This window comes from Streptomyces sp. NPDC007808, assembly GCF_042868655.1.
Lineage (GTDB): Bacteria > Actinomycetota > Actinomycetes > Streptomycetales > Streptomycetaceae > Streptomyces.
Genome location: NZ_JBIAEQ010000005.1, coordinates 283,605 through 304,277, shown reverse-complemented (window position 1 = coordinate 304,277; position 20,673 = coordinate 283,605). Strand labels below are relative to the sequence as shown.

The 20,673-nt window shown below is 72.1% G+C and carries 22 protein-coding genes and 1 pseudogene; 11 read left to right on the top strand and 12 right to left on the bottom strand.

The window, feature by feature from the left end:
- Positions 1–211: 211 nt before the first annotated feature.
- Positions 212–1,546 carry an erythromycin esterase family protein gene (locus ACFYNL_RS20525; RefSeq protein ID WP_388805336.1) on the top strand — a complete coding sequence of 445 codons (1,335 nt, stop codon included), beginning with the start codon at positions 212–214 and terminating at the stop codon, positions 1,544–1,546.
- 4 nt (positions 1,547–1,550) lie between these two features.
- Here the strand turns inward: ACFYNL_RS20525 and ACFYNL_RS20520 are convergent, their stop codons facing one another.
- On the bottom strand, positions 1,551–2,045 hold the full coding sequence (locus tag ACFYNL_RS20520) for an FBP domain-containing protein (protein ID WP_388805333.1): 495 nt from the start codon (positions 2,043–2,045) through the stop codon (positions 1,551–1,553).
- A 349-nt stretch (positions 2,046–2,394) separates the two neighbouring features.
- On the opposite strand from ACFYNL_RS20520, the pseudogene ACFYNL_RS20515 reads away from it, so the two are divergent.
- The 3 genes and pseudogenes from ACFYNL_RS20515 to ACFYNL_RS20505 all read left to right on the top strand — a co-directional run.
- Positions 2,395–2,715: pseudogene (locus tag ACFYNL_RS20515) on the top strand (reductase); the annotation flags it as partial.
- 30 nt (positions 2,716–2,745) lie between these two features.
- Positions 2,746–3,708: a phosphotransferase family protein gene (locus tag ACFYNL_RS20510; protein ID WP_388806235.1), complete on the top strand. Its 963-nt coding sequence runs from the start codon at positions 2,746–2,748 to the stop codon at positions 3,706–3,708.
- Positions 3,709–3,835: 127 nt separating this feature from the next.
- The gene (locus tag ACFYNL_RS20505) at positions 3,836–4,084 is read left to right on the top strand and encodes a hypothetical protein (protein WP_388805331.1); all 249 of its coding nucleotides are present in this window, start codon (positions 3,836–3,838) and stop codon (positions 4,082–4,084) included.
- Positions 4,085–4,134: 50 nt separating this feature from the next.
- On the opposite strand, the gene ACFYNL_RS20500 is transcribed toward ACFYNL_RS20505, so the two are convergent.
- The 4 genes from ACFYNL_RS20500 to ACFYNL_RS20485 form a co-directional block, all read right to left on the bottom strand.
- Positions 4,135–5,163, bottom strand: coding sequence for an SDR family oxidoreductase (locus tag ACFYNL_RS20500; RefSeq protein ID WP_388805329.1), 1,029 nt, complete (start codon positions 5,161–5,163; stop codon positions 4,135–4,137).
- A gap of 76 nt (positions 5,164–5,239) precedes the next feature.
- Positions 5,240–6,205 carry an SDR family NAD(P)-dependent oxidoreductase gene (locus ACFYNL_RS20495; protein WP_388805326.1) on the bottom strand — a complete coding sequence of 322 codons (966 nt, stop codon included), beginning with the start codon at positions 6,203–6,205 and terminating at the stop codon, positions 5,240–5,242.
- A gap of 295 nt (positions 6,206–6,500) precedes the next feature.
- A complete protein-coding gene (locus tag ACFYNL_RS20490) occupies positions 6,501–7,175 on the bottom strand; it encodes an HAD family hydrolase (protein WP_388805323.1) in 675 nt (224 codons plus the stop codon).
- A 119-nt stretch (positions 7,176–7,294) separates the two neighbouring features.
- On the bottom strand, positions 7,295–8,332 hold the full coding sequence (locus tag ACFYNL_RS20485) for a PHP domain-containing protein (RefSeq protein WP_388805320.1): 1,038 nt from the start codon (positions 8,330–8,332) through the stop codon (positions 7,295–7,297).
- Between the two features lie 482 nt (positions 8,333–8,814).
- Here ACFYNL_RS20485 and ACFYNL_RS20480 point away from each other — a divergent pair, with 482 nt between their 5' ends.
- Both ACFYNL_RS20480 and ACFYNL_RS20475 read left to right on the top strand, forming a co-directional pair.
- Positions 8,815–9,624: an SDR family oxidoreductase gene (locus ACFYNL_RS20480; protein ID WP_388805317.1), complete on the top strand. Its 810-nt coding sequence runs from the start codon at positions 8,815–8,817 to the stop codon at positions 9,622–9,624.
- 74 nt (positions 9,625–9,698) lie between these two features.
- On the top strand, positions 9,699–9,935 hold the full coding sequence (locus ACFYNL_RS20475) for a hypothetical protein (RefSeq protein WP_388805315.1): 237 nt from the start codon (positions 9,699–9,701) through the stop codon (positions 9,933–9,935).
- A 220-nt stretch (positions 9,936–10,155) separates the two neighbouring features.
- Here ACFYNL_RS20475 and ACFYNL_RS20470 read toward each other — a convergent pair whose 3' ends face one another.
- Both ACFYNL_RS20470 and ACFYNL_RS20465 read right to left on the bottom strand, forming a co-directional pair.
- The gene (locus ACFYNL_RS20470) at positions 10,156–10,983 is read right to left on the bottom strand and encodes an MOSC domain-containing protein (RefSeq protein WP_388805313.1); all 828 of its coding nucleotides are present in this window, start codon (positions 10,981–10,983) and stop codon (positions 10,156–10,158) included.
- Between the two features lie 13 nt (positions 10,984–10,996).
- Positions 10,997–11,179, bottom strand: a complete 183-nt coding sequence (locus ACFYNL_RS20465; protein ID WP_388805311.1) for a hypothetical protein — start codon at positions 11,177–11,179, stop codon at positions 10,997–10,999.
- Between the two features lie 183 nt (positions 11,180–11,362).
- Between ACFYNL_RS20465 and ACFYNL_RS20460 the strand changes: the two genes are divergently transcribed.
- Positions 11,363–12,139 carry a sulfite exporter TauE/SafE family protein gene (locus ACFYNL_RS20460; protein WP_388805308.1) on the top strand — a complete coding sequence of 259 codons (777 nt, stop codon included), beginning with the start codon at positions 11,363–11,365 and terminating at the stop codon, positions 12,137–12,139.
- A gap of 190 nt (positions 12,140–12,329) precedes the next feature.
- Here ACFYNL_RS20460 and ACFYNL_RS20455 read toward each other — a convergent pair whose 3' ends face one another.
- Positions 12,330–12,980: a VanZ family protein gene (locus ACFYNL_RS20455; protein ID WP_388805305.1), complete on the bottom strand. Its 651-nt coding sequence runs from the start codon at positions 12,978–12,980 to the stop codon at positions 12,330–12,332.
- Positions 12,981–13,139: 159 nt separating this feature from the next.
- Positions 13,140–13,802: a DUF4230 domain-containing protein gene (locus ACFYNL_RS20450; RefSeq protein WP_388805302.1), complete on the bottom strand. Its 663-nt coding sequence runs from the start codon at positions 13,800–13,802 to the stop codon at positions 13,140–13,142.
- Between the two features lie 180 nt (positions 13,803–13,982).
- Here ACFYNL_RS20450 and ACFYNL_RS20445 point away from each other — a divergent pair, with 180 nt between their 5' ends.
- Positions 13,983–14,960: a ribose-phosphate diphosphokinase gene (locus ACFYNL_RS20445; RefSeq protein WP_388805299.1), complete on the top strand. Its 978-nt coding sequence runs from the start codon at positions 13,983–13,985 to the stop codon at positions 14,958–14,960.
- On the opposite strand, the gene ACFYNL_RS20440 is transcribed toward ACFYNL_RS20445, so the two are convergent.
- Together ACFYNL_RS20440 and ACFYNL_RS20435 are read right to left on the bottom strand one after the other, a co-directional pair.
- On the bottom strand, positions 14,955–15,335 hold the full coding sequence (locus tag ACFYNL_RS20440) for an anti-sigma factor antagonist (RefSeq protein ID WP_388805296.1): 381 nt from the start codon (positions 15,333–15,335) through the stop codon (positions 14,955–14,957). The genes ACFYNL_RS20445 and ACFYNL_RS20440 overlap by 6 nt on opposite strands.
- A 151-nt stretch (positions 15,336–15,486) precedes the next feature.
- Positions 15,487–15,924, bottom strand: coding sequence for a MarR family winged helix-turn-helix transcriptional regulator (locus ACFYNL_RS20435; protein WP_388805293.1), 438 nt, complete (start codon positions 15,922–15,924; stop codon positions 15,487–15,489).
- 103 nt (positions 15,925–16,027) lie between these two features.
- Here ACFYNL_RS20435 and ACFYNL_RS20430 point away from each other — a divergent pair, with 103 nt between their 5' ends.
- Positions 16,028–17,479 carry an aldehyde dehydrogenase family protein gene (locus ACFYNL_RS20430; protein ID WP_388805290.1) on the top strand — a complete coding sequence of 484 codons (1,452 nt, stop codon included), beginning with the start codon at positions 16,028–16,030 and terminating at the stop codon, positions 17,477–17,479.
- Between the two features lie 25 nt (positions 17,480–17,504).
- Positions 17,505–18,611 (top strand): NAD(P)-dependent alcohol dehydrogenase, encoded by a 1,107-nt coding sequence (locus ACFYNL_RS20425; protein WP_388805287.1) that lies wholly within the window; start codon positions 17,505–17,507, stop codon positions 18,609–18,611.
- Positions 18,612–18,617: 6 nt separating this feature from the next.
- Here the strand turns inward: ACFYNL_RS20425 and ACFYNL_RS20420 are convergent, their stop codons facing one another.
- The gene (locus ACFYNL_RS20420; protein ID WP_388805284.1) at positions 18,618–19,568 is read right to left on the bottom strand and encodes an NADP-dependent oxidoreductase; all 951 of its coding nucleotides are present in this window, start codon (positions 19,566–19,568) and stop codon (positions 18,618–18,620) included.
- Between the two features lie 71 nt (positions 19,569–19,639).
- Between ACFYNL_RS20420 and ACFYNL_RS20415 the strand changes: the two genes are divergently transcribed.
- Positions 19,640–20,614: a GlxA family transcriptional regulator gene (locus ACFYNL_RS20415; RefSeq protein WP_388805281.1), complete on the top strand. Its 975-nt coding sequence runs from the start codon at positions 19,640–19,642 to the stop codon at positions 20,612–20,614.
- Positions 20,615–20,673: the final 59 nt, after the last annotated feature.

The following is a 20,673-nucleotide window of genomic DNA, read 5'->3' as shown; positions in this document are numbered from 1 at the left end:
ACGCAACGGTCCGCAAGGCTCCCCAGGGTGATCACGGCGGCGGGAGTACGGCAAGGGGCCGGGCTGGTGATCATCGACACCCGCGCGGGGCAGGGCGGTGCGGCGGACTTGGAACTGAGGAGAACCCCCCGCCTTCTCCGAGGGCTGTCCGCACTCGGGGACGGCGGGTCGCCCCATGGTCCCCGCGGGTCCGGCACGCAAGCCTTGGATCATGCATCGCCATCGGACCGGACTGTTACTGACCCTGTTCATCATCCTCGCCGCCCTGACGACCGGCATCCCGGCCGCGGCGACCCCGTCCGCCACCCACACGGTCGTCGACGCGCTCGACCGCGCCGCCCGCCCCTTGCGAACCGTCGAGCCGGGCGGCGACAGCGCTGATCTGCGGGCTGTGGACCGGATGATCGGCGGCGCCCGGGTGGCCGGTCTGGGCGAGGCCACCCACGGCTCGCACGACTTCTTCGCCCTCAAGGACCGCGTTTTCCGCCATCTCGTCGAGGAGAGGGGTTTTCGCACCTTCGCGCTGGAGGCCCCCTGGAGCACCGGCCTGCGCCTCGACGACTACGTGCGCTACGGCAAGGGCGACCCGCGGCGCATCATGCGCGAGGAGTTCCAGCGCGACTACCTGTGGTGGAACAACTCCGACCATCTGCGGCTCGTCGAATGGATGCGCGCCTACAACCGGCACCACCCGGACGACCCGGTCCGCTTCATGGGCGACGACTTCGCCTGGGCCGGTCCCGAGCTGTACGACAAGGTGACGGACTACGTGGCACGCGCGCATCCCGGCCTCCTGGCCCGTTTCACGCAGCTGTACCGAGGGCTGCGGCCCACCGTCGGGACAGGCGCCTACATCGAGCGGTACCTGAACACGCCGTTCGCCGAGCGCAAGCGGATGGCGGCCCGCACCGGTGAGGCTCTGGACCTGCTGCGGCGACAGGCTCCGGGTGCCGACCGGGAGGCGTACGACTGGGCGGTCCAGCACGCCACCGCCATCGACCAGACCGCCAGGGGCTACGCCTTCGACTTCGAGGACGCCCAGCAGGTCAGGGCCGCCATGCGGTACCGCGACTCGGTCATGGCCGACAATGTGGCCTGGTGGGAGCGGCACACGGGCACCAAGGTCCTGCTGTCGGCGCACAACGCACACGTCGCCTATGTGCCGGACGACCCGGCCCACTACCCGAAGATGCAGGGCGCCTTCCTGCGCGACCGGCTCGATGACGCGTACGTCAGCGTCGGTTTCACCTTCCACCGCGGCTCGTTCAACGCCACCGCGCCCGACGGGAACGTTCGGGAGTTCACTCTGGGGCCGGCGGGCGCCGGCAGCAACGAGGCGACGCTCGACCGCGTGGCCCACCGGGACTACGCCGTCGACCTGCGGACCGTGCCGCCACCGGCCCGTACCTGGCTCAACAGGGCGAGGCCGACCCGCAGCATCGGCACGGCCTACCCGGAGCCTGAGCACGACATCGCCCTCGCCCGCAGCCACGACGTCCTGATCCATCTGCACAGCGTGGCGGCGGCCAGGCTGCGTCAGCGCTGACCGCTCAGGTGTGCAGCTGGTCCAGGAAGGCCGCCAGATTGCTCATCGCCCGGGCGATCTGCTCCTGCGGCGTCAGGCTCTCCTCGATCCGCGGGCCCGCTTCCGGGGTCTTCTTGCCGCGCAGGTAGAGCGAGCAGGCCAGGTCGGTGCACATGTACAGGCCGACCGAGTTGCCCTCACGGCCCGCGGGTCCCGCTTTGCGAGCCGTCATCAAGGAGACCCCGCCGCGCGGATGGGACGTCAGGCACAGCGAGCACATGCTGTGCCGCAGGAGGCTGCGCTGAGCGGTCGTGAAGCGCAGGGTGATTCCGACCGGCCGCCCGTCCCGTTCGGTGACCAGGTAGCTTCGATCGGGCGCCCCTGGATCACGCCAGCCCAGGAAGTCGAGATCGTCCCAAGGGCGTTCGGCGAGATCGCGGGGGAGGGACAGGCGCTTGGCCTCGCCTTTCGAGCAGTTGATGAAGGAGTTGCGGATGTCCTGCTCGGTGAGTGGCCTCATGCGGAGCCTCCAGGTAGGTGATCCCAGGTGAACCTAGGGCCTCTAGGTTCCTGCCTAGGCTAGGCAGGCCGCATCGGGGGGAGCCACCGATTTTCGGTGGTGCTGCACCGGCTGCTCCGGCTCCTGGATGACGCGGGGGCAGGTGGCCCCATGCCAGGGGCGAGCACACCCGCACGTAGGCCCGGGCGACCGGTTCCGTGCGGTTGGCGGGCCCCACCGGGCGACAGCCGCCGCAGGTGGCAGTTCACCCCACCACAGTCAGGCCGGCCTCCCGGGCGAACTGGGCGGGTCGCGGCGCCCCTGGCGAGCAGTGCCAGGACACGCGCCTGCGTCGGATCATGGTCGCGGCGGGGCCGGACTCACCCCGTTCCGCGGCACGATCGCCGACCGCACGGCCGCCCTCGCGACCGGCGCCGAACTCGCCCCCGCCCTGCGCTGCTTCGGCTGCGACGCCCCGGACGCCGACTTCCTGCACGCCGACGAGCTGCACGCCGCGCAGGCCGCGGTGTACGTGTGCGGCGACGGTTCCCGGATGGCGCCGGGCGTACGGGAGGCGTTCCGTACGCTGTACCGGGACCGCACGCCCGGCGCCGACGACACGGCCGCCGAGCGGTGGCTCGACGGACTGATCGCGGACGGCCGTTGCGTCGAGGACGTCCACGCGGCCGGCCGGCCGACCGAGGGGGAGGGCGAACGCACGATGGTGGACTCCTGGGAAAGAGCCCGGCAGGTCCTGGCGCGGGCGGGCCTGCCGCCGGGACACCTGGCCCGTCTGCGGCCGCTGTCGGGCGGCACGTACAACACGGTCGAGGAACTGCTCCTGACCGACGGCAGCCGGTACGTGCTGAAGGTGCCGCCCGCACCGACCGTCCCGGGGCTGAGTCATGAGAGGGAACTCCTCGTGTCGGAGGCGGAGTTCTACCGCCACGCGGCCAAGGCGGACGTCCCGGCGCCGCGCGTCGTGACCCTGGACGCCCACCTGCTGATGACCGCCTGCCCGGGCGAGCCCTGGAACGGCTCCCTCACACAGGCCGAACAGGACGCGCTGCGCACCGAACTGGGCCGCCAGGTCGCCCGGCTCCACACCGTGCGGGGACCCGCCTTCGGCTACCCCTCAGGTGCCCTCGGCCCACTCGCCCCGGACTGGCGCACCGCGTTCACCGGCATGCTCGATGCCGTCCTCGACGACGCCCGCCGGTACGCGGCCCGGCTGCCGCGCCCCGCCGACGCCGTCGCCCGGACGCTGCGAACCGCCCACGACGCCCTGGACGAGGTCACCGTCCCCCGTCTGGTCCACTTCGACCTGTGGCAGGGCAACATCCTGGTGGACCGGGCGTCGGGGGAGGCGCGGATCGGCGGGCTCATCGACGGGGAGCGCATGTTCTGGGGCGACCCGCTGGCCGACTTCGTCTCCCTGGCGCTGCTCGCGGACATCAGGGAGGACGAGGCGTTCCTCGCGGGCTACCGGGAGGCCGGCGGGCGGGCCGACTTCGACGTACCGGCCCGCCTCCGGCTCGCCCTCTACCGTGCCTACCTCTACCTGATCATGCTCACGGAGACGGTGCCCCGGGCAGTCGGCGCCGAGCAGCAGCGGCGGGTCCAGGAGACGGTCGCCCCCGAGCTGGTGGCGGCGCTGGTAGAGATCGAGGACCTGGCCTCGTAGCCGAGAGCCCTCGCCGGACTGGCGCAGGTCACGGGCGGAGCAGGCGCCGCACCGAGGTTTCGCCGTCGGCCGGGGCGGTACTCGCGGGGCCTTCGAACGACCTTGGACGAGGCGAGGGAGGAGCGCCATGGCCGACGACCGCCACGGGACACCGGAGCAGACCACCGAGCCGATACCGCGCGACATGCCGGACCAGCAGGCGGCACCGGGCGAGGACCCCTTGGACATACCTGTGGACATTGCTGCCGAGCCCACAGAAGACAAGGAAGCGGACGACGTCCCCGACACGGACGAGGCGGGCACCGGCCGCCAGGGATCACCGCAGTCGGGCACCGCCCCTGTCGAAGATCCGCAGCCCGAGGAGCCGACCGGCTGAGGACGGACGGATCGGGTCGAACGGCCCGGTCGAAGAGCCCGCGGCGGCCGTCAGCCCACCTTGCGGCCCCGCAGCGGCTCTGTCGCCGCGCCCTCCCCGCGCTGCATCCCCTGCAGGAACTCCTCCAGCACCTCCGGCGCGGTCCGCTCCGGCCGCCAGCCCAGCTCCGTACGCGCGCGGGTGCAGTCCATCAGGGGCAGCCTGAGCACCGCGTCGAAGAGGTGCGGGGAAGCGGGCAGCAGGTGCAGCCCCCACGCGGCGGCGATCGCCGAACGGGCCGCCGTACGCGGCAGCCGGATCCTGCGAGTGCCGAGCATCTCGCCCAGCAGGTCCGCGTCGACCGGCGGCTCGGCGGCGAGGTTGAACGCGCCCCGCACGTCGGACTTCACGGCGAGCTGGTACGCCCGGGCCGCGTCGTCGGTGTGCAGGGCCTGCACCCGCAGCCCCGGGACGTCGGGCAGGAACGGCAACAGGTCCGGGCGCGCGAGCGGCCCCGGCAGGAAACGGCCGCCGAAGATGCGACGCTGCTCGCTCGCCGACTCCCGCTTGAACAGGAAGGCCGGCCGCATCCGCACCACCCGCATCCGGGGGTGGGACTGGTCGAAGGCGTCCAGCGCCCGCTCCAGGTAGGCCTTCTCCCGGCAGTACGCGGCGTCCGGCCAGCCGTGGGTGGGCCATGACTCGTCCACCGCGTGGTCCTTCGGCCCCGGCGAGTATGCGCCGACCGACGAGGCGTGCACCAGTGCCGGGACCTTCGCCGCGGCCGCCGCCTCGAACACGCGGATGCTCCCGAGCACGTTCGTCCGCCAGGTCGCCGCCGGATCGTGGGTCGGCTGGAACGCCCACGCCAGATGCACGACGGCCGAGGCGCCCTCGAAGAGGCCCGCCGGATCGGCCTGCTCGGACGCCAGGTCCACGGCGGCCCAGTCCGTCTTCGGCAGCGACCAGTCGGGGATCCGGCGGGCCAGCCCCAGGACGGAGCCGACCTCCGGATCCTCCGAGAGGAGCCGCACCACGCTCGTACCTACGTTGCCCGTGGCACCGGTGACCACGATTTTGCGGGCCGGTTCGCTGCTCACCTGCGGCTCCTCTCGAAGGCGGTGGAGACGCGAGCCCGAGTACCCCCGCGGCGCGCTCACACGCTCCAGGCACACATCAGGCGGCGAACGCGTCCACGCCCGTCAGCTCGGCCGACAGCGCCCACAGGCGGGCCGCCTGCGCCGGGTCGAGGGCCCAGTCCTTGACGCCGCGCATCGTGCCGTCCGCGGGCGCGGGTCCGGCGACCTCGCAGTCCTCCAGGTACAGGCCCCCCAGACCGGCCAGCAGGGGCGAGGTCGCCGCCCACACCTGGGTGGCCGCGCCCTGCTGCGGGGACTTGAAACCGGCGGGGTTCAGCGGCGTGCCCCGCTCGTCGATCCAGCCCCGCTCCACCATCTCCTCCCGGGCCAGGTGCCGCTGCAACGGCGTGAGGATGGCGCCGGGATGCAGGGCGAAGGCACGGACGCCGAAGTCCCGGGCGAGCCGGTCCAGGTGAACGGCGAACAGGACGTTCGCGGTCTTGGACTGCCCGTACGCGGCCCACTTGTCGTAGCCCCGGGTCCAGTGGACGTCGTCCCAGCGCAGCCCGGTCAGGTGGTGACCGCCGGAGGAGACGGACACCACGCGCGCACCGCCGGGTTCGAGAGCCGGCCACAGCCGGTTGACGAGGGCGAAGTGGCCGAGGTGGTTGATGGCGAAATGGGCCTCCCAGCCGGGGCCGACGCGTGTCTCGGGGCATGCCATCACCCCGGCGCTGTCGATGATGTGGTCGAGGCGACGCCCGGAGGCCAGGAAGCGCTCCGCGAAACCGCGGACGCTCTCCAGGTCGCCGAGGTCCAGCTCGTCCACCTCGACGCCCGGCAGACCGTCCAGGGCCTTTCGCGCCTCGGCCGGACGGCGTGCGGGCACGATGACGCGGGCGCCGGCCCTGGTCAGTGCCCGGGTGGTTGCCAGGCCGATGCCCGAGTAGCCGCCGGTGACGAGGGAGAGCTTCCCGGTCAGGTCGATGCCCTGGAGGACGTCGTCCGCGGTGGTCGTCCCGTCGAAGCCGGAACCGATGCTGCGCTGCTGTTCGATGATCATGCCGGGAACGCTACGAATTGAAGTGCTCTCGAAGTCAAGGGGCGCCCGCCGCACGGCCGGGGCAGAGGAATGCCCCGACCGGACGGGGGATTCCGGTCGGGGCGGTCGAGGGTGGGCGCGGATGGCGGTCGCCTCTCGGCGAAAGGCTCCACAGGGTTTCAGCCGAACGATCGTCCCTGTGGGCAAAAGGTGAGGCCCGGGGACACTGTCCCATCCGCACCCACGTGTCGTTCAACGGGCAACGACCTTTCGGTGTTCCGGGCTTGGGAGCGATTCGGGGTGATCCGCGTCACCCTCACCGGTCGGCCGGAACGTCGGCCAAGGGGCTGTCCGCCAGGGACGCGAGAAGATCGGCCGGATCGTCGTAGACCGCCTGCGCGCCCGCGTCCACGAGGTCGGCCCGCGGGATGCCGCCGCACAGCAGACCCACGCAGCGCACCCCGGCCAGCGTCCCGGCTCGCATGTCCCACACGGTGTCGCCGACGAAGACCGCGCGCTCGGCCGGCACCCCCGCCAGCTCCAGGGCGTGCTCGACGGGTTCCGGGGCGGGCTTGCCCTCCTGCACGTCGTCGGCGCTCGCGGTGGCGACGATCGCGTCGTCCGCGGAGATCGCCCGGCGCAGTGCGGTCAGCTCCGCCCCTCCGGCCGAGGTCGCCAGGACGACCCGCCAGCCTTCGTGGTCGAGGCGCCGCAGCAGGCGTCCGGCGTCCCGCAGCGGGGGCAGCCGGTCGAAGTACTGGCCGTACAGCGCCTTGTGGGCAGCGCTCAGCTCGGCGTCCTGGTCCTTGTCGCGGTCGTCGCCGAGGAGGTGGGCGATCAGATCGGTGGAGCCGAGACCGACGGCACGGTGGACGGCGTGCATGGGCACCTGGTGGCCCGCCTGCCGGAACGCCTCCCACCAGGTCGTCACATGCAGGTGGTTGGTGTCGACGAGGGTGCCGTCGACGTCGAACACGGCCGCCCGTTCCATGTACCTGTCCTTTCCCCGCCCGAGCGTCCCCGCCCGAGCGTCTCCAGCCGAGCATCCGCGCCCGAGCAGCCCTTCTGCGTCGCATCCCGTGCTGCTGCACGGGCGGGACGAGTACCACGTCAGACGCCCGCCACTCGGGACGGCGTCCGGCCCTCGCGCGTCCAGGCCAGCACCTCCTCCAGGGCCCAGGTGGTCACCACCCGCTCGGCCGGCACACCGCACTCCTGCGCGCGGGCGCAGCCGAGGATCTGCCAGTCCAACTGGCCGGGCGCGTGCGCGTCGGTGTCGACCGAGAACAGCACGCCCGCCTCTACGGCCCGGCGCAGCAGCCGGCGCGGCGGGTCGAGACGTTCCGGGCGGCTGTTGATCTCCACCGCCGTGCCCGACTCGGCGCACGCGGCGAACACCTCGTCCGCGTCGAACTCCGACTCCGGCCGCCCCCGCCCGGTCACCAGCCTGCCCGTGCAGTGCCCCAGGACGTCCGCGTGCGGATTCCGTACGGCCCGCACCATGCGCCGGGTCATGGAGCGGGCGTCCATGCGCAGCTTGGAGTGCACGGACACCACCACCACGTCCAGCCGCTCCAGCAGCTCCGGTTCCTGGTCCAGCGAGCCGTCCTCAAGGATGTCGCACTCGATGCCGGTGAGCAGCCGAAACGGCGCCCAGGTCGCGTTCAGCGCGGCCACCACGTCCAACTGCTGCCGAAGCCGCTCGGGGGACAGGCCGCGGGCCACGGTCAGCCGGGGCGAGTGGTCGGTGAGCGCCGCCCACTCGTGGCCCAGTTCCGCGGCGGTCCTGCCCATCTCCTCGATTGGGCTGCCGCCGTCCGACCAGTCGGAGTGCAGATGGCAGTCACCGCGCAGCAGCGCCCGCAACTCGGCGCCGTCCCGATGCTCGGGCGCCCCGGCCTCCCCCTCCAGCTTCTCCAGGTACCCGGGCGTCCCCCCGGCCAGTGCCTCCCGGGCCACCTGGGCGGTCTTCGGGCCGACCCCCTTGAGCGACTCCAGCGATCCGGCCTCCGCCCGCTCGCGCACCTCGTCCTCGGGCAGCTCGGCCAGCACCCGGGCCGCCGTGCGGAAGGCGCGGACCCGGTAGGTCGGCGCCAGGGACCGCTCCAGCAGGAAGGCGATCCGCTCCAGAGCCTCCACGGGGTCCATCGTCACCTCCTCCTCCAGAGTTCCCCAGGCACACGGGGCCCGCACGACGGGCGACGCACCCGGGGGCTGAACGGACCGAGGCCCAGTTGCTCCCCGGCGCGCCGCCGGGTGCCGCGCGGGGGACGTGCTCGACGCCGTCGACGCGGGGTGAACCAGGCTGCGGAGGGTGAACCGGACCCGGGAGCACGAGCGGCCCCGAGCCCGGCCCGTAGGTCACGTCCCTTCGCGCGCCATGGAGGCGACAACCCGGACGTGGCCGCCGGCCGCCGACCGCCGGCCGCCGTGTCACCGGGGCCTGCGGGCCGGGCCGACGCGACGGCGGCACCCCCCGGCTCGGCGGTCGGCTCGGCGGCGGACGGGCCGTTCGTCCGGTACGGGCGGACCGTTCTGCCCGGTACGGGCGGACCGTTTGCCCGGTGCGGGCTCGGGTACTGCGATGGCTCATCGCCAGCGGACCGTCCCCGAACCGAGGAGGCCCCGCCATGTCCGCACCCACCGCACCGCGCAGCAAGGTGGCCGTGATCACCGGCGCCGACTCCGGGATCGGCAAGGCCACCGCCGTCCGGCTGGCCCGGGCGGGCATGGACGTCGGCATCACCTGGCACAGTGACCTCAAGGGCGCCGAGGAGACCGCCGACGAAGTCCGCGCCTGCGGGCAGCGGGCGGCCGTGGCCCAAATGGACCTCACCCGGCTGCCCGCCGCCGCCGACACCGTCGACGAGCTGTGCGACCTGCTCGGCCGACTCGACGTCCTGGTCAACAACGCGGGTACGGGCACCATGACCCCCTTCATGGACCTGGAGCTGGACACCTTCCGCGAGGTCATCGACGTCGACCTGACCGGCCCCTTCCTGTGCGGGCAGCGGGCGGCCCGGCACATGGTCCGGCAGGGCGACGGCGGCCGGATCGTCAACGTCACGTCCGTCCACGAACACCAGCCGCGTGTCGGCGCCGGGCCCTACTGCGCGGCCAAGGGCGGCCTGGGGCTGCTCACCCAGGTCATGGCCCTGGAGCTCGCCGAACACGGCATCACCGTCAACGCGGTCGCGCCGGGCGAGATCGCCACGCCCATGACCGGGCAGGAGGACACCGACGTGCACACCGAGGTCCGCCCCGGCGTCCCGCTCGGCCGCCCCGGTGACGCCCGCGAGGTCGCCGCCGTGATCGCCTTCCTCGCCGGTCCCGACGCCTCCTACGTCACCGGTGCCTCCTGGAGCGTGGACGGAGGGATGCTGCGCATGGGGCCCCAGGCCGGCTCCCACCTCGGGGACGACGCGTGGCGCCGCCCCTGAGGCAGGGCGGGACCGGGGCGGGTGGCCACGTCCTGGAGGAACCGTTGACGCGGGTTGCGCTCTACGCTCTATGCATGACCGAAATCGCGAGCCCGCACATGTCACAACCGCGGATCATGGTGCTCGGGGTTCAGCCGGGTACGCCTCCGTTCCGCATCATGGAGATCGACGGTGTGGTCGTCGGGATGGCGAAGACCATCACCGACGTCCTGCAGACCGCCGCCGCCTTCGGCATCACGGTGCACGACCTGGACGATCCGGACGTGGTCCGCTGGGTCGGCGGAGACAAGTTCACCTGGCACCACCACTGAGGGTGGCCCGGGCCGGCCGACGGTCCCCTTCTCTCGCCGCCACCGCCACCGCCGGTGCGGGTCCGGATCCGCAGCCGGGTGCCGTCGGGCCGGGATGTCGCCGGTCACGAGGAGGGCACGTGTCGGCCCGCGGGTCGACGCCGTCGCGGCGGCCCGAGACGCCCCTCTCCGGTCGGAACCGGCGGTGCACTCGTCCTCGCCGGGGCCCCCTCCGGCCGGGCTACAGTTCGGACGCCCCCCAAGCGGTGACGGTCACGTCGTCGCCCACGGCGACACGGCCGCCGCGCAGGACGGCGAACTTGGCGCCGAACGCCACACCCCCCTCGGCCGCCCGCCGGTAGTCGGCAAGGGTGCGCAAGGGCTCCGGGCCCGCTCTGCTCCCGCAGTCCTGGTCGACCAGGGTGACCGCGCAGCGGATGGCGAGCTTCGCATAGCCCAGTTCCGCCTCGCCGACCTCGACGCGGTGGACGCGATCCTCCGTGTGCGGCTCGTCCCAGCCCTCGATCACGATGTTCGGGCGGAACCGGTCCACGGGCAGGGGCCGCACCCCGCGTTCGGCGAGCCTGCGGTCGAGCAGGTCGAGGGTGGAGCGGGAAAGGACGTGCAGGGCGCAACTGTCGGCGTAGCCGGAGGTGCCCGGAGTCCTGCCGTCGGTCACCCGGTGGTGCTCCGGTGGCACCCGCACCAGACGGCTCGGCGTGCCCAGCACCTCACACAGCCACGCGGCCACCGCGTCACCCTGGTCGATCCCCGTATGGGCGGCGCCGAACAGGTCCACCGGCCGCCGGGGACCGGTGGTGTCCACCTCCAGGCGCAGTGACCCGGACCGTGGCGCGTGGAGGGTGAGCCGGGCCCCGTCCGCGCTGATGGCGGGGCGGATCAGCGCCAGCCGCGGATCGCGGCGCTGGGTGCGGAACCTGCCGTCGGGGTCGGTGACCATGAAGGTGCGGTCATGGGCGAGGCCGGCGGGGGTCAGCAGCGCCTCGGTGGCCGCCGTCCCGGTGCACCCCTTGACCGGGTAGTACGTCAACTCCGTGATACGTGGCATGAGTCGGGCCCCGTCAGCCGGTGGCGACGGCCGGGGTGCGGCCGTAGCGACCCGCCTGCGCAGGCGGTGTCTGCAGCAACCGTGGCGGACCGGCCCCCTCAATGCCCGCGGGGGCCGCGCGCCGGACCCCGTGGTCCTCCTCGACGAGCAGACCGGCGAAGCAGTCGGCGACGGCGATCCAGCTCCGCTGATGCACAGTCAGTTCTCCTCGGAAGAACGGTGAGTTGTGTTGCGATGATTGCCGGGCTACGAGAAGAACCTACTGCGGGCGCGCGACGGGCCGAGCACCTCCCCTTCGACCGTACCGCGGGCCGCACCCGGCTCCCGGTGCCCGAACCTTCGGTCACCACGGAAGCGTTCAGTTCCTACGCTTCCCCTCATGAACGCCGCACACCTCGGTGACATGCTCGCCGTCCTCGGCGCCGGCATCGCCGCGGGCGCCGTCAACGTCGTCGTCGGCTCGGGGACGCTGATCACGTTCCCCGTCCTGCTGGCGACCGGCCTGCCACCCGTCACCGCCACCGTCTCCAACGCCCTCGGCCTGATCCCCGGCTCCATCAGCGGAGCCGTCGGATACCGGCACGAACTACGGGGCCGGCGTCGGCGCCTTGTGAAGTGGAGCGCCGGCGCCGTGCTCGGCGGCGTCACCGGTGCCGCGCTGCTGCTGGTGCTGCCCGCCTCGGCGTTCGAGCGGATCGTGCCGGTGCTGGTGGGGCTCGCCCTCGTACTGGTCGTCCTCCAGCCGCTGATCAGCAGGAGGCTCCGTGCCCGCCGGGCGCGCGAGGGAAGACCCGCACGTCCCGACGGCGGCCCCCTGCTGCTCGTCGGCCTGAGCCTGGCCAGCGTCTACGGCGGCTACTTCTCCGCCGCCCAGGGCATCATTTACGTCGCTCTGATGGGCATGCTCCTCGACGACGACCTGCAGAGCCTCACCGCCGTCAAGAACGTGCTCGTCGCCGTGGTCAACTCCGTAGCCGCGCTGTTCTTCCTCGTCGCCGCGGACTTCGACTGGACGGCCGTGGCCCTCCTCGCCGTCGGATCAGCGGTCGGCGGCCACCTCGGGGCCGGCATGGGCCGCCGTCTGCACCCCGCGGCCCTGCGCGTCTTCATCGTGGTCGTCGGCACGGTGGCCATCGTCCAGCTCACGCTGCGCTGAGACCGCCCGGCGACAGGGCCTAAGGGGTCCTTTCACCATGCCCGTCCGGGGCGCGCGGCCTGGCACCGCACCTCGCCGCGTTGCCGAAACGCCCACGTGGCTCCGCCACGAGGGCGCTCAGGCGCCTTGCGATGCACGGCACCAGACCACGCGACCCGATCGGACGCTCATGGGGAACTCATGGGGAAAGCTAAGCGCGACGCTCGCGGGCGTGCACGGCCCTGCTCAGCCGCCGGCCCAGCACCAGGTAGCCGATCAGGGCACCGGTGGTGTTGAGGATGACGTCGTCGATGTCGAAGGCACGCCCCGTCACCATGGCGCCCTGGGCGAACTCGACGAGAAGCATCACGGTCGCCGTCAGCAGCAGGACCCGCAGGACCCCGCGGGTCCGGGGGGCGACGACCGGCACCAGGATGCCGAACGGAACGCCCAGCAGCAGGTTGCCGCCGATCTGCCGGACCGCGTCACGCAGTTCGGGCTGGTCCAGATAGGCCCGCAGGGAACGGCCGGGCCGCAGGTTGGTGTGGGTCAGTGCCTCGGAGGCGGGCGAGGGTTGCAGGGTGAGCTTCGCCAGGACGACGGCGAAGGCGACCATGAAGGCGAAGGCACAGACCATCGCCACGAGGCGGGCGAGGATACGCAGGGGACTGCGCGTCGGGCGAGGGCCGTCCTTCGGTTCGGGGGAGCGTTCGGACCGGGCGCGCCGCCCGAACCGGGTGGAGCCCTTCGAGGCCGTCCGACCGGCCGTCGGCTTCGCGCCGCCGCCGGCCTCGGCGGCGCCCCTGGGCCTGGGAGTGCTGGGGTGCAATGCGGCACGCGAACGTGAGGTTCCCCGGGCCATGCGGTCCTCCAGTCTTCAACTTCCCTTGGTGGTATGGCGATTACCCCGGCATCGCATGGCGATGCGCAGGGCCCGCGGCCGGTCGCCGACTCGGCCGGTTCCCGACGCTGTCGGGGTACTCCGGGGCGGTGCCCGAGCGCATCCAGTACCCCGAAGGGGTCAGTCCCCGTACCTCACCTTCACCTCCTTGAAGCCGAGGGAGTGCAGCAGACCCTTGAGCATGGCGGTGGTGTTGGTCTCGGCGCGCGCGGTCAGCTCGCTCTGCTCGGCGGCCTCGCCGATGTGCCGGACCGCCAGCTTCTGCACGGCCTGTTCGCTGTTCGGGTTGTCCGAGAAGAGATCGCCGAGGCGGTCGAGAAGTCCGCGTTCCTTGGACACGGCGTAGGAGCGATCGGGGTCGAGGGACGGCTTGCCGAGGGCGGCGTGCGGCAGGCGGAGCGTGGCGGACGTACGGTCCTCGTCGACCGTGACGTCGTCCTCGCCGACCTTGCCCAGGTCGACGTAGGCGTCCACGGTGCCCGCGCCGACGTACAGGGTGCGGGTGCCGCGGATCGCGTCGGGCAGGAACTTGGCGTCCTTCTCCAGATCCACGACGATCTGGAAGTTGCCGGAGGCGGCGTCGTAGCGGCTCATGTCCTGGATGGACTGGAGCAGTGCGGGACCGGAGCGGTCCTTGGTCTCGGTGCCGAACAGGTCCTTGAGGCCGGGGAGCACGCTGAACCGGATCCCGGCGAAGAGGACGACGAGCACCACCACGAGGGCGGTCACCGCCTTCGCCCAGCCGGGCATGCGCTGGTTGATGCGCTTGATGGGAGTCGTCATGTCGACGTTCCTCCTTCCCTGTTCTTCGGATACCCCCAAACTCCTTGCGGGATCGGTCCGTTGGCCGATCGGAGTCCGGTACCGGGTCCGGGGCACCTCTGCCCCGAGGTCAGCCGCAACGTTTCTGCCGAGGTCAGTAGCATGAGTGCGCCACCCCAATGATCATGCGAGGAGCGGATCGTGCGAGAGATCGCCGTGTTCAGCGGTAGTGCCCACCCCGAACTGGCGGCGGAGGTCTGCACGCACCTGGGGGTGCCCCTCAGCCCCAGCCGGGTCAGCCGGTTCGCCAACGACTGCCTTGAGGTGCAGCTTCAGGCGAACTGCCGGGAACGGGACGTCTTCCTGATCCAGCCGCTCGTCCGGCCCGTCCAGGAGCACCTCGTCGAACTGCTGATGATGTGCGACGCCGCGCGCGGGGCGTCAGCGCGCCGGATCACCGTCGTCATGCCCCACTACTCCTACGCCCGCTCCGACAAGAAGGACGCGCCCCGCATCTCCCTCGGCGGCCGGCTCGTGGCCGACCTGATGGTGGCGGCCGGCGCGAGCCGCGTCCTCGCGATGACGCTGCACTCGCCGCAGGTGCACGGCTTCTTCACGGTGCCGGTCGACCACCTGCACGCGCTGCGCGAACTCGCAGCGCACTTCCGGCAGTACGACCTCTCGCGTACGACCGTCGTCTCCCCGGACCTCGGCAACGCCAAGGAGGCGGCGGCGTTCGCGCGGATGATCGGCGCCCAGGTGGCCGCCGGTGCCAAGCAGCGGTTCGCGGACGACCGGGTCAGCATCAGTTCCGTCATCGGCGAGGTGGCCGGCCGGGACGTCATCGTGCTGGACGACGAGATCGCCAAGGGCAGCACCGTCCTGGAACTCCTGGACCGGCTCCGGGAGTTGGGACCGCGGTCGATCCGGGTCGCCTGTACGCACGGCCTGTTCGCGTCCGGCGCCCTGAAGCGGATCGGCGAGCAGCCGGACGTACTGGAGATCGTGTGCACCAACACCGTGCCGGTCCCCGTGCAGGAGCGCACCGACAAGCTGCGGATCCTTTCCATCGCCCCGGCACTCGCCGAGGCCGTGCGCCGCATCCACAACGGGGAGTCCGTCAGCGCCCTGTTCGACGCGCAGGAAGGGGCGTGGACGACCGGCTCGGGCGCCTCATGACGTGCCGGACGTCGCCTCCGACTGGTCCAAGGCCGCGTCCGGCGTGGGATGCGGGGGCAGCAGGCGGGCGAGGCCGGTGATCCTGAGGACGCGCAGGGTGAGCGGGTGGGTGCAGACCAGGAGCAGCCGCCCGCCGTGGTCCAGGACCCGGCTGCGGGCCCGGAACAGCAGGCGCAGCCCGGAGCAGTCGAAGAACTCGACGTTCCTGAGGTCGATCACGATCCGGGCGTCGGGGTCGGTCGTCACCCGGTCCAGGTAGGGGGTGATCTCCACCGCCGACGCGATGTCGATCTCGCCGTGCAACTCCAGCACCGTATGGCCCCGGTGCCGGTGGACGCGCAGATGCCGACTGAACGGCGCAGGACCTTGCTGCACGACGACATCGCCTCCAACCTGCTCACTTGGGCAGCTGCTCAAATCCAGTCCCCGCACTGCAAGTTACCCTCGATTGAGCGAATCTGAGCATGTTCGATTGACATATGTCTTCGAATTGCGACAGAGGCTTTGTCGGATGTCCGGAACGTGGCTACGACAGTGCCTGCCACGCTCTGGAGAGCGCCTGGCGGAACTGCTCGGTCTGATGGGCCGTGAGGTCCCGCACCATCCGCTCCTCCAGCTCCCGTACCGGCCCCTCGTGTCGGGCGAGTACGTCGCGGCCGGCGTCGGTCAGCAGGATCAGCAGCTCCCGGCGGTTGCGCGGATTGCGCTCCCGGCGGACGAGGCCGCGGTTGTCCAGGCTGCGCACCAGATCGGCGATCGACTGGGCCGTGACGAACGAGTCGCGGGCCAGTTGCGCGGCCGACAGTCCGTCGTGCCGCTGCAGGACGGTGAGCGCGGTGTACTGCAACGCCGTGATCCCGGACGGCTTGACCAGCTCGTCCAGGTGGGAGCGTACGACGAGCTCCACCTGCTTCACCATGTAGAGGAGCGACGGAGCTGCCTTGGTCACCTGTGCGTCCAGCATGGGTTCAGCGTAGAGCATTGACAGGAAACCTGTCCGTAATGAGACTGCCGAACAACAGGAATCCTGTTTGTTGAAATCTTGGCGACGGAGCTGAGGAGTGGCGATGACCACCTTCGAGATCGAACCCGGCCGGTTGTTCGTCGGGGGCCGGTGGCGCGAGGCCGCCGACGGGGCGCGCACCGAGGTGGTCGACCCGTCCCGGGGAGCTGTCCTCACCACCGTCGCCGACGCGGGCGCCGCCGACGTGGACGCGGCCGTACGCGCGGCCCGGGACGCCTTCGACGACGGCGCCTGGTGCGGGCTCAGCGGCCGGGAGCGGGGCAGGGTGCTGCACCGGGTCGCGGCGCTGATCCGGGAGAACGCCGACACCGTCGCGGAACTGGAGAGCCGTGACGTCGGCAAGCCGATCACACTCGCCCACGCGGTCGACGTCACCAACGCCGCCAACGACTACGAGCACTTCGCCGCCCTCGCCCACGCCCTGGACGGCTCCGTCCGGGACACACCGATGAACGCCCTCGCCTACGTCCGGCGCCGGCCGCTCGGCGTGGTCGCGGCCATCACCCCGTACAACTTCCCGCTGATCCTGGCCGGTTCGAAGATCGCCCCGGCGCTCGCCGCCGGCAACACGGTGGTGCACAAGCCCGCCGAGGAGACCCCGCTCAGCGCTCTGTACATGGCCGAGCTCTTCAAGCGGGCCGGCGTCCCCGACGGCGTCGTCAACGTCGTCACCGGCGGACCCGCGGCCGGTGAGGCGTTGCTTCGGCACTCCGGTGTCGACAAGGTCGCCTTCACCGGCTCGACCGCGGTCGGCCGCAAGGTCGCGGCCGTCGCCGGTGAGTCGCTCAAGCCCGTCACCATGGAACTCGGCGGCAACGCCGCCCACCTCGTCTTCGAGGACGCCGACCTGGAGAAGGCCGTCGGCGCGATCATCAAGGGGTTCGTCTTCAACACCGGACAGTTCTGCATGGGCGGACCGCGGCTGCTGGTGGCGCGGCAGGTCTACGCCACGGTGCTCGGCATCCTCGCCGACGCCGTGCCCGGCGTGCCGCTCGGCGACCCCCGCAAGCCCGAGACCGTCATCGGCCCGATGGCGGGGGAGCGGCATCTGCGCAAGGTCGAGGAGTACGTCGACATCGCCCGCAAGGAAGGCGGCCGCATCGTCTGCGGCGGTGAGCGGCTCGACCTGGACGGCGGGTACTACTACAAGCCCACCGTGATCGCCGATCTGCCCAACGACTCCCGCGTCGTCCAGGAGGAGATCTTCGGCCCGGTCCTCACCGTGCAGCCCTTCGACTCCGAGGACGAGGCCGTCGAGCTCGCCAACTCCACGCCGTACGGACTTGCTTCGGGCGTACAGACCGGCAACCTGGCCCGAGCCCACCGCATCGCCGACCGGCTCGACGCCGGCATCGTCTGGGTCAACGACTGGGCGATGCTCGACCCCGCCGTCCCCTTCGGCGGTGTGAAGGACTCCGGCTTCGGGCGCGAGTACGGGCCCGAGGCGCTCGACGCCTACACCACCACCAAGTCCGTCGTCGTCTCGCTCGACTGAGCGCACCGCCAAGGAGATCCGCCCGATGTCCATCCCCACCCGTGCCGCCGTCGTCGAGTCCGGCGGAGCGAGCTTCACCCTGTCCGGCGTCGAACTCGACGAACCCGGACCCCACGAGGCCGTCGTCCGCATGGTCGCGGCCGGCCTGTGCCACACCGACCTCGGCGTGGCGAGCGGCGGACTGCCCTTCCCGCTGCCCGGCGTCCTCGGCCATGAGGGCGCGGGTGTCGTCGAGGCCGTGGGCACGGCCGTGACCGGGGTCGCGCCGGGCGACCACGTCGTGCTGTCCTTCACCTCCTGCGGCGACTGCCGCAACTGCCGGGCCGGTCACCCCGCCTACTGCGCGACCTGGCTACCGCTGAACCTCATCGGCGGCCGCCGGGCCGACGGCACCGCCACCATCAGCCGGGACGGCGAGGCCCTGGGCGGCCACTTCTTCGGGCAGTCCTCCTTCGCGGAGCGCGCCCTGGTCGACGAGCGCAGCCTGGTCAGGGTCGACCCGGAGGTGCCGCTGGCCTCCATCGCCCCGCTGGGCTGCGGGGTGCAGACCGGAGTGGGCGCCGTCTGGAACGTACTGCAGCCGGACACCGGAGCCACGATCGTCGTCCTCGGCGCCGGAGCCGTCGGCCTGTCCGCCGTCATGGCGGCCGCGATGACACCCGCCACGACCGTCGTCGCCGTCGACCGGGTCGCTGAACGCCTCGCACTGGCCGAGGAGTTGGGCGCCACCCACACCGTCGACGCCGGGGCGTGCGACCTCGGCGAGGCGCTCGCCGCGATCACCGGCGGACACGGAGCCGACGGCGTCGTGGAGACCACCGGCAACGTCGGCGTCCTGCGCCAGGGCGTCGACGCGCTCGCGGCTCGCGGCACCCTGGTCGTCGTCGGCGCCCCGCCCTTCGGCACCGAGGTCGCCCTCGACGTCAACGGGTTGCTCGGCGGCAAGCGGGTCGTCGGCCTCACCCTCGGTGACGCCGAGACACAGACCTTCGTCCCGGCCCTGGTCGCCCTGGTGAAGGAGGGGCGGCTCCCGCTGCACCGCCTGATCAGCACCTATCCGTTCGCGGACATCGACCAGGCGGTGCGGGACATGGGCGCGGGCAAGGCGATCAAGCCCGTGCTGACGTTCTGACCGAAGTCAGTCCATCACGAGGACCAGCTTCCCCGTCGTGCGGCCGGTGTCGCCGAGCGCATGCGCCTCGGCGGCGTCGGCCAGCGGGAACGCCCCGGCGATCGTGGCGCGCAGCCTGCCCGCCTCGACCAGTTCCGCGATCGCGGTCATGCCGCTGTGCGAGGCGTCGACAAGCATCCGCAGCGACCGGACGCCGAGCCGCTCGGCTTCCTCGTGGAAGTCGTCCGAGCCGACCGGCAGGATCGACACCACGAGCCCGCCCGGCCGCAGCACGCGCAGCGAGCGCGTCGCGTAGTCGCCGCCGATCGTGTCCAGGACGACGTCGACGTCCTTCACGGCCTCGGTGAAGTCTGTCTCCCGGTAGTCGATCGCCTCGTCCGCACCGAGCCCGCGCAGGAACTCGTGCTTGCCCGCGCTGGCCGTACCGATCACATAGGCGCCCTTCGCCTTGGCGATCTGCACGGCCACGTGCCCGACCCCGCCCGCGGCCGCGTGGATCAGTACGCGCTGCCCCGGCCGTACGTCGGCGTACTCGACGAGGGCCTGCCACGCGGTCAGGGACACCAGCGGCAGCGCGCCCGCCTGGGTGTGGTCGACGGAGGCCGGCTTGTGCGCGAAGGCGCGGGCCGGGGCGGTGACGTACTCGGCGTGCGAGCCGTGGCCGAACGGGTACGACAGCATGCCGAAGACCTCGTCGCCGGGCTTGAACCGGGCGACTCCGACGCCGACCGCCTCGACCACGCCGGAGACGTCCCAGCCGAGGACGAAGGGCGGCTCGCCCAGGAAACCGCCGGTCGCGCGGTGCTTCCAGTCCGTCGGGTTGACGCCCGCGGCGCGTACGCGGACCAGTACCTCGTTGGGGCGCGGCTCGGGCCGCCGGAGTTCCACTTCCTTCAGGACCTCGGGACCGCCGAGGGTGTCCTGGCTGATGGCTCGCATGGTGTTCACAGTGCTCATGGTGAAACAGCCTGTCCGGACCCGCCGCCCCGGGAAATGGCACGATTGCCAACCTTCGATAGGATCGTGCCATGCCGATGAAGCGAAGCGGAGACCAGCGGGTGGAGCGGGTCGTCGTCCTGGCCCTGGACGGCGTCTACCCCTTCGAGCTGGGCATCCCCAGCCGGATCTTCGGCGCGGCCGACGGCCGGTACGAGGTGCTGACCTGCAGCGTCGACGGCCGGCCGGTGCGCAGCAACGCGGACTTCACCATCGGGGTCCAGCACGGCCCGGAGATACTCGCCACGGCCGACACCGTGGTGGTCGCCTCCATGGCCGTCCCTCACATCCCGGCGGAGCTCCCCGTCGAGGTCGCCGACGCCCTCGCCCTGATCCGCCCGGACGCACGCGTCGTGTCCATCTGCACCGCCGCCTTCGTGCTGGCCGCCGCCGGCCTCCTCGACGGCCGCAGGGCGACCACGCACTGGCAGGTGACCGAGCCCTTCCGGCGCCGCTTCCCCCACGTCGACCTGGATCCGGACGTCCTCTTCGTGCACGACGGCCGGATCCTCACCTCGGCCGGCGCCGCGTCCGGCGTCGACGTCTGCCTGCACATCGTCCGCACCGACCACGGCAGCGAACTCGCCAACGCGGTGGCCCGGCGCTGCGTCGTGCCGCCCTTCCGGGACGGCGGCCAGGCCCAGTACATCGAGCAGCCGGTCCCGGCCGACGGAGCCGCGAGCACCGCCGCCACCCGCAGCTGGGCGCTGGAGCGCCTGGCCGAACCCCTCACCCTGGCCGACCTCGCCGCCCACGCCCGGATGAGCATGCGCACCTTCGCGCGCCGCTTCAACGACGAGGTCGGCCTCAGCCCCGGCCGCTGGCTGATCCAGCAGCGCGTGGCCCGCGCCCGCCACCTGCTGGAGTCCAGCGATCTGTCGGTCGACCGGATCGCCGGCCAGGTCGGCTTCGCCACCGGCGCCTCCCTGCGCCAGCACCTGCACGCCGCCATCGGGGTGTCACCGCAGACGTACCGTCGTACGTTCCGTACCACCGCGGCCCGGTAGGGAGAACGTTCCCGCCCGCCCCGGCGTCGAAGGACCAGGTCGACGATCAGTGGCGACGG

Bases quoted from the DNA above. Each gene is read 5' to 3' on its own strand.
- ACFYNL_RS20525 (WP_388805336.1), top strand. From the start codon at position 212: ATGCATCGCCATCGGACCGGACTGTTACTGACCCTGTTCATCATCCTC.
- ACFYNL_RS20490 (WP_388805323.1), bottom strand. From the start codon at position 7,175: ATGGAACGGGCGGCCGTGTTCGACGTCGACGGCACCCTCGTCGACACC.
- ACFYNL_RS20455 (WP_388805305.1), bottom strand. From the start codon at position 12,980: ATGGCCCGGGGAACCTCACGTTCGCGTGCCGCATTGCACCCCAGCACT.
- ACFYNL_RS20460 (WP_388805308.1), top strand. From the start codon at position 11,363: ATGAACGCCGCACACCTCGGTGACATGCTCGCCGTCCTCGGCGCCGGC.
- ACFYNL_RS20435 (WP_388805293.1), bottom strand. From the start codon at position 15,924: ATGCTGGACGCACAGGTGACCAAGGCAGCTCCGTCGCTCCTCTACATG.
- ACFYNL_RS20475 (WP_388805315.1), top strand. From the start codon at position 9,699: ATGACCGAAATCGCGAGCCCGCACATGTCACAACCGCGGATCATGGTG.
- ACFYNL_RS20480 (WP_388805317.1), top strand. From the start codon at position 8,815: ATGTCCGCACCCACCGCACCGCGCAGCAAGGTGGCCGTGATCACCGGC.
- ACFYNL_RS20505 (WP_388805331.1), top strand. From the start codon at position 3,836: ATGGCCGACGACCGCCACGGGACACCGGAGCAGACCACCGAGCCGATA.
- ACFYNL_RS20510 (WP_388806235.1), top strand. From the start codon at position 2,746: ATGGTGGACTCCTGGGAAAGAGCCCGGCAGGTCCTGGCGCGGGCGGGC.
- ACFYNL_RS20485 (WP_388805320.1), bottom strand. From the start codon at position 8,332: ATGGACCCCGTGGAGGCTCTGGAGCGGATCGCCTTCCTGCTGGAGCGG.
- ACFYNL_RS20430 (WP_388805290.1), top strand. From the start codon at position 16,028: ATGACCACCTTCGAGATCGAACCCGGCCGGTTGTTCGTCGGGGGCCGG.
- ACFYNL_RS20420 (WP_388805284.1), bottom strand. From the start codon at position 19,568: ATGAGCACTGTGAACACCATGCGAGCCATCAGCCAGGACACCCTCGGC.
- ACFYNL_RS20415 (WP_388805281.1), top strand. From the start codon at position 19,640: ATGCCGATGAAGCGAAGCGGAGACCAGCGGGTGGAGCGGGTCGTCGTC.
- ACFYNL_RS20495 (WP_388805326.1), bottom strand. From the start codon at position 6,205: ATGATCATCGAACAGCAGCGCAGCATCGGTTCCGGCTTCGACGGGACG.
- ACFYNL_RS20520 (WP_388805333.1), bottom strand. From the start codon at position 2,045: ATGAGGCCACTCACCGAGCAGGACATCCGCAACTCCTTCATCAACTGC.
- ACFYNL_RS20470 (WP_388805313.1), bottom strand. From the start codon at position 10,983: ATGCCACGTATCACGGAGTTGACGTACTACCCGGTCAAGGGGTGCACC.
- ACFYNL_RS20450 (WP_388805302.1), bottom strand. From the start codon at position 13,802: ATGACGACTCCCATCAAGCGCATCAACCAGCGCATGCCCGGCTGGGCG.
- ACFYNL_RS20425 (WP_388805287.1), top strand. From the start codon at position 17,505: ATGTCCATCCCCACCCGTGCCGCCGTCGTCGAGTCCGGCGGAGCGAGC.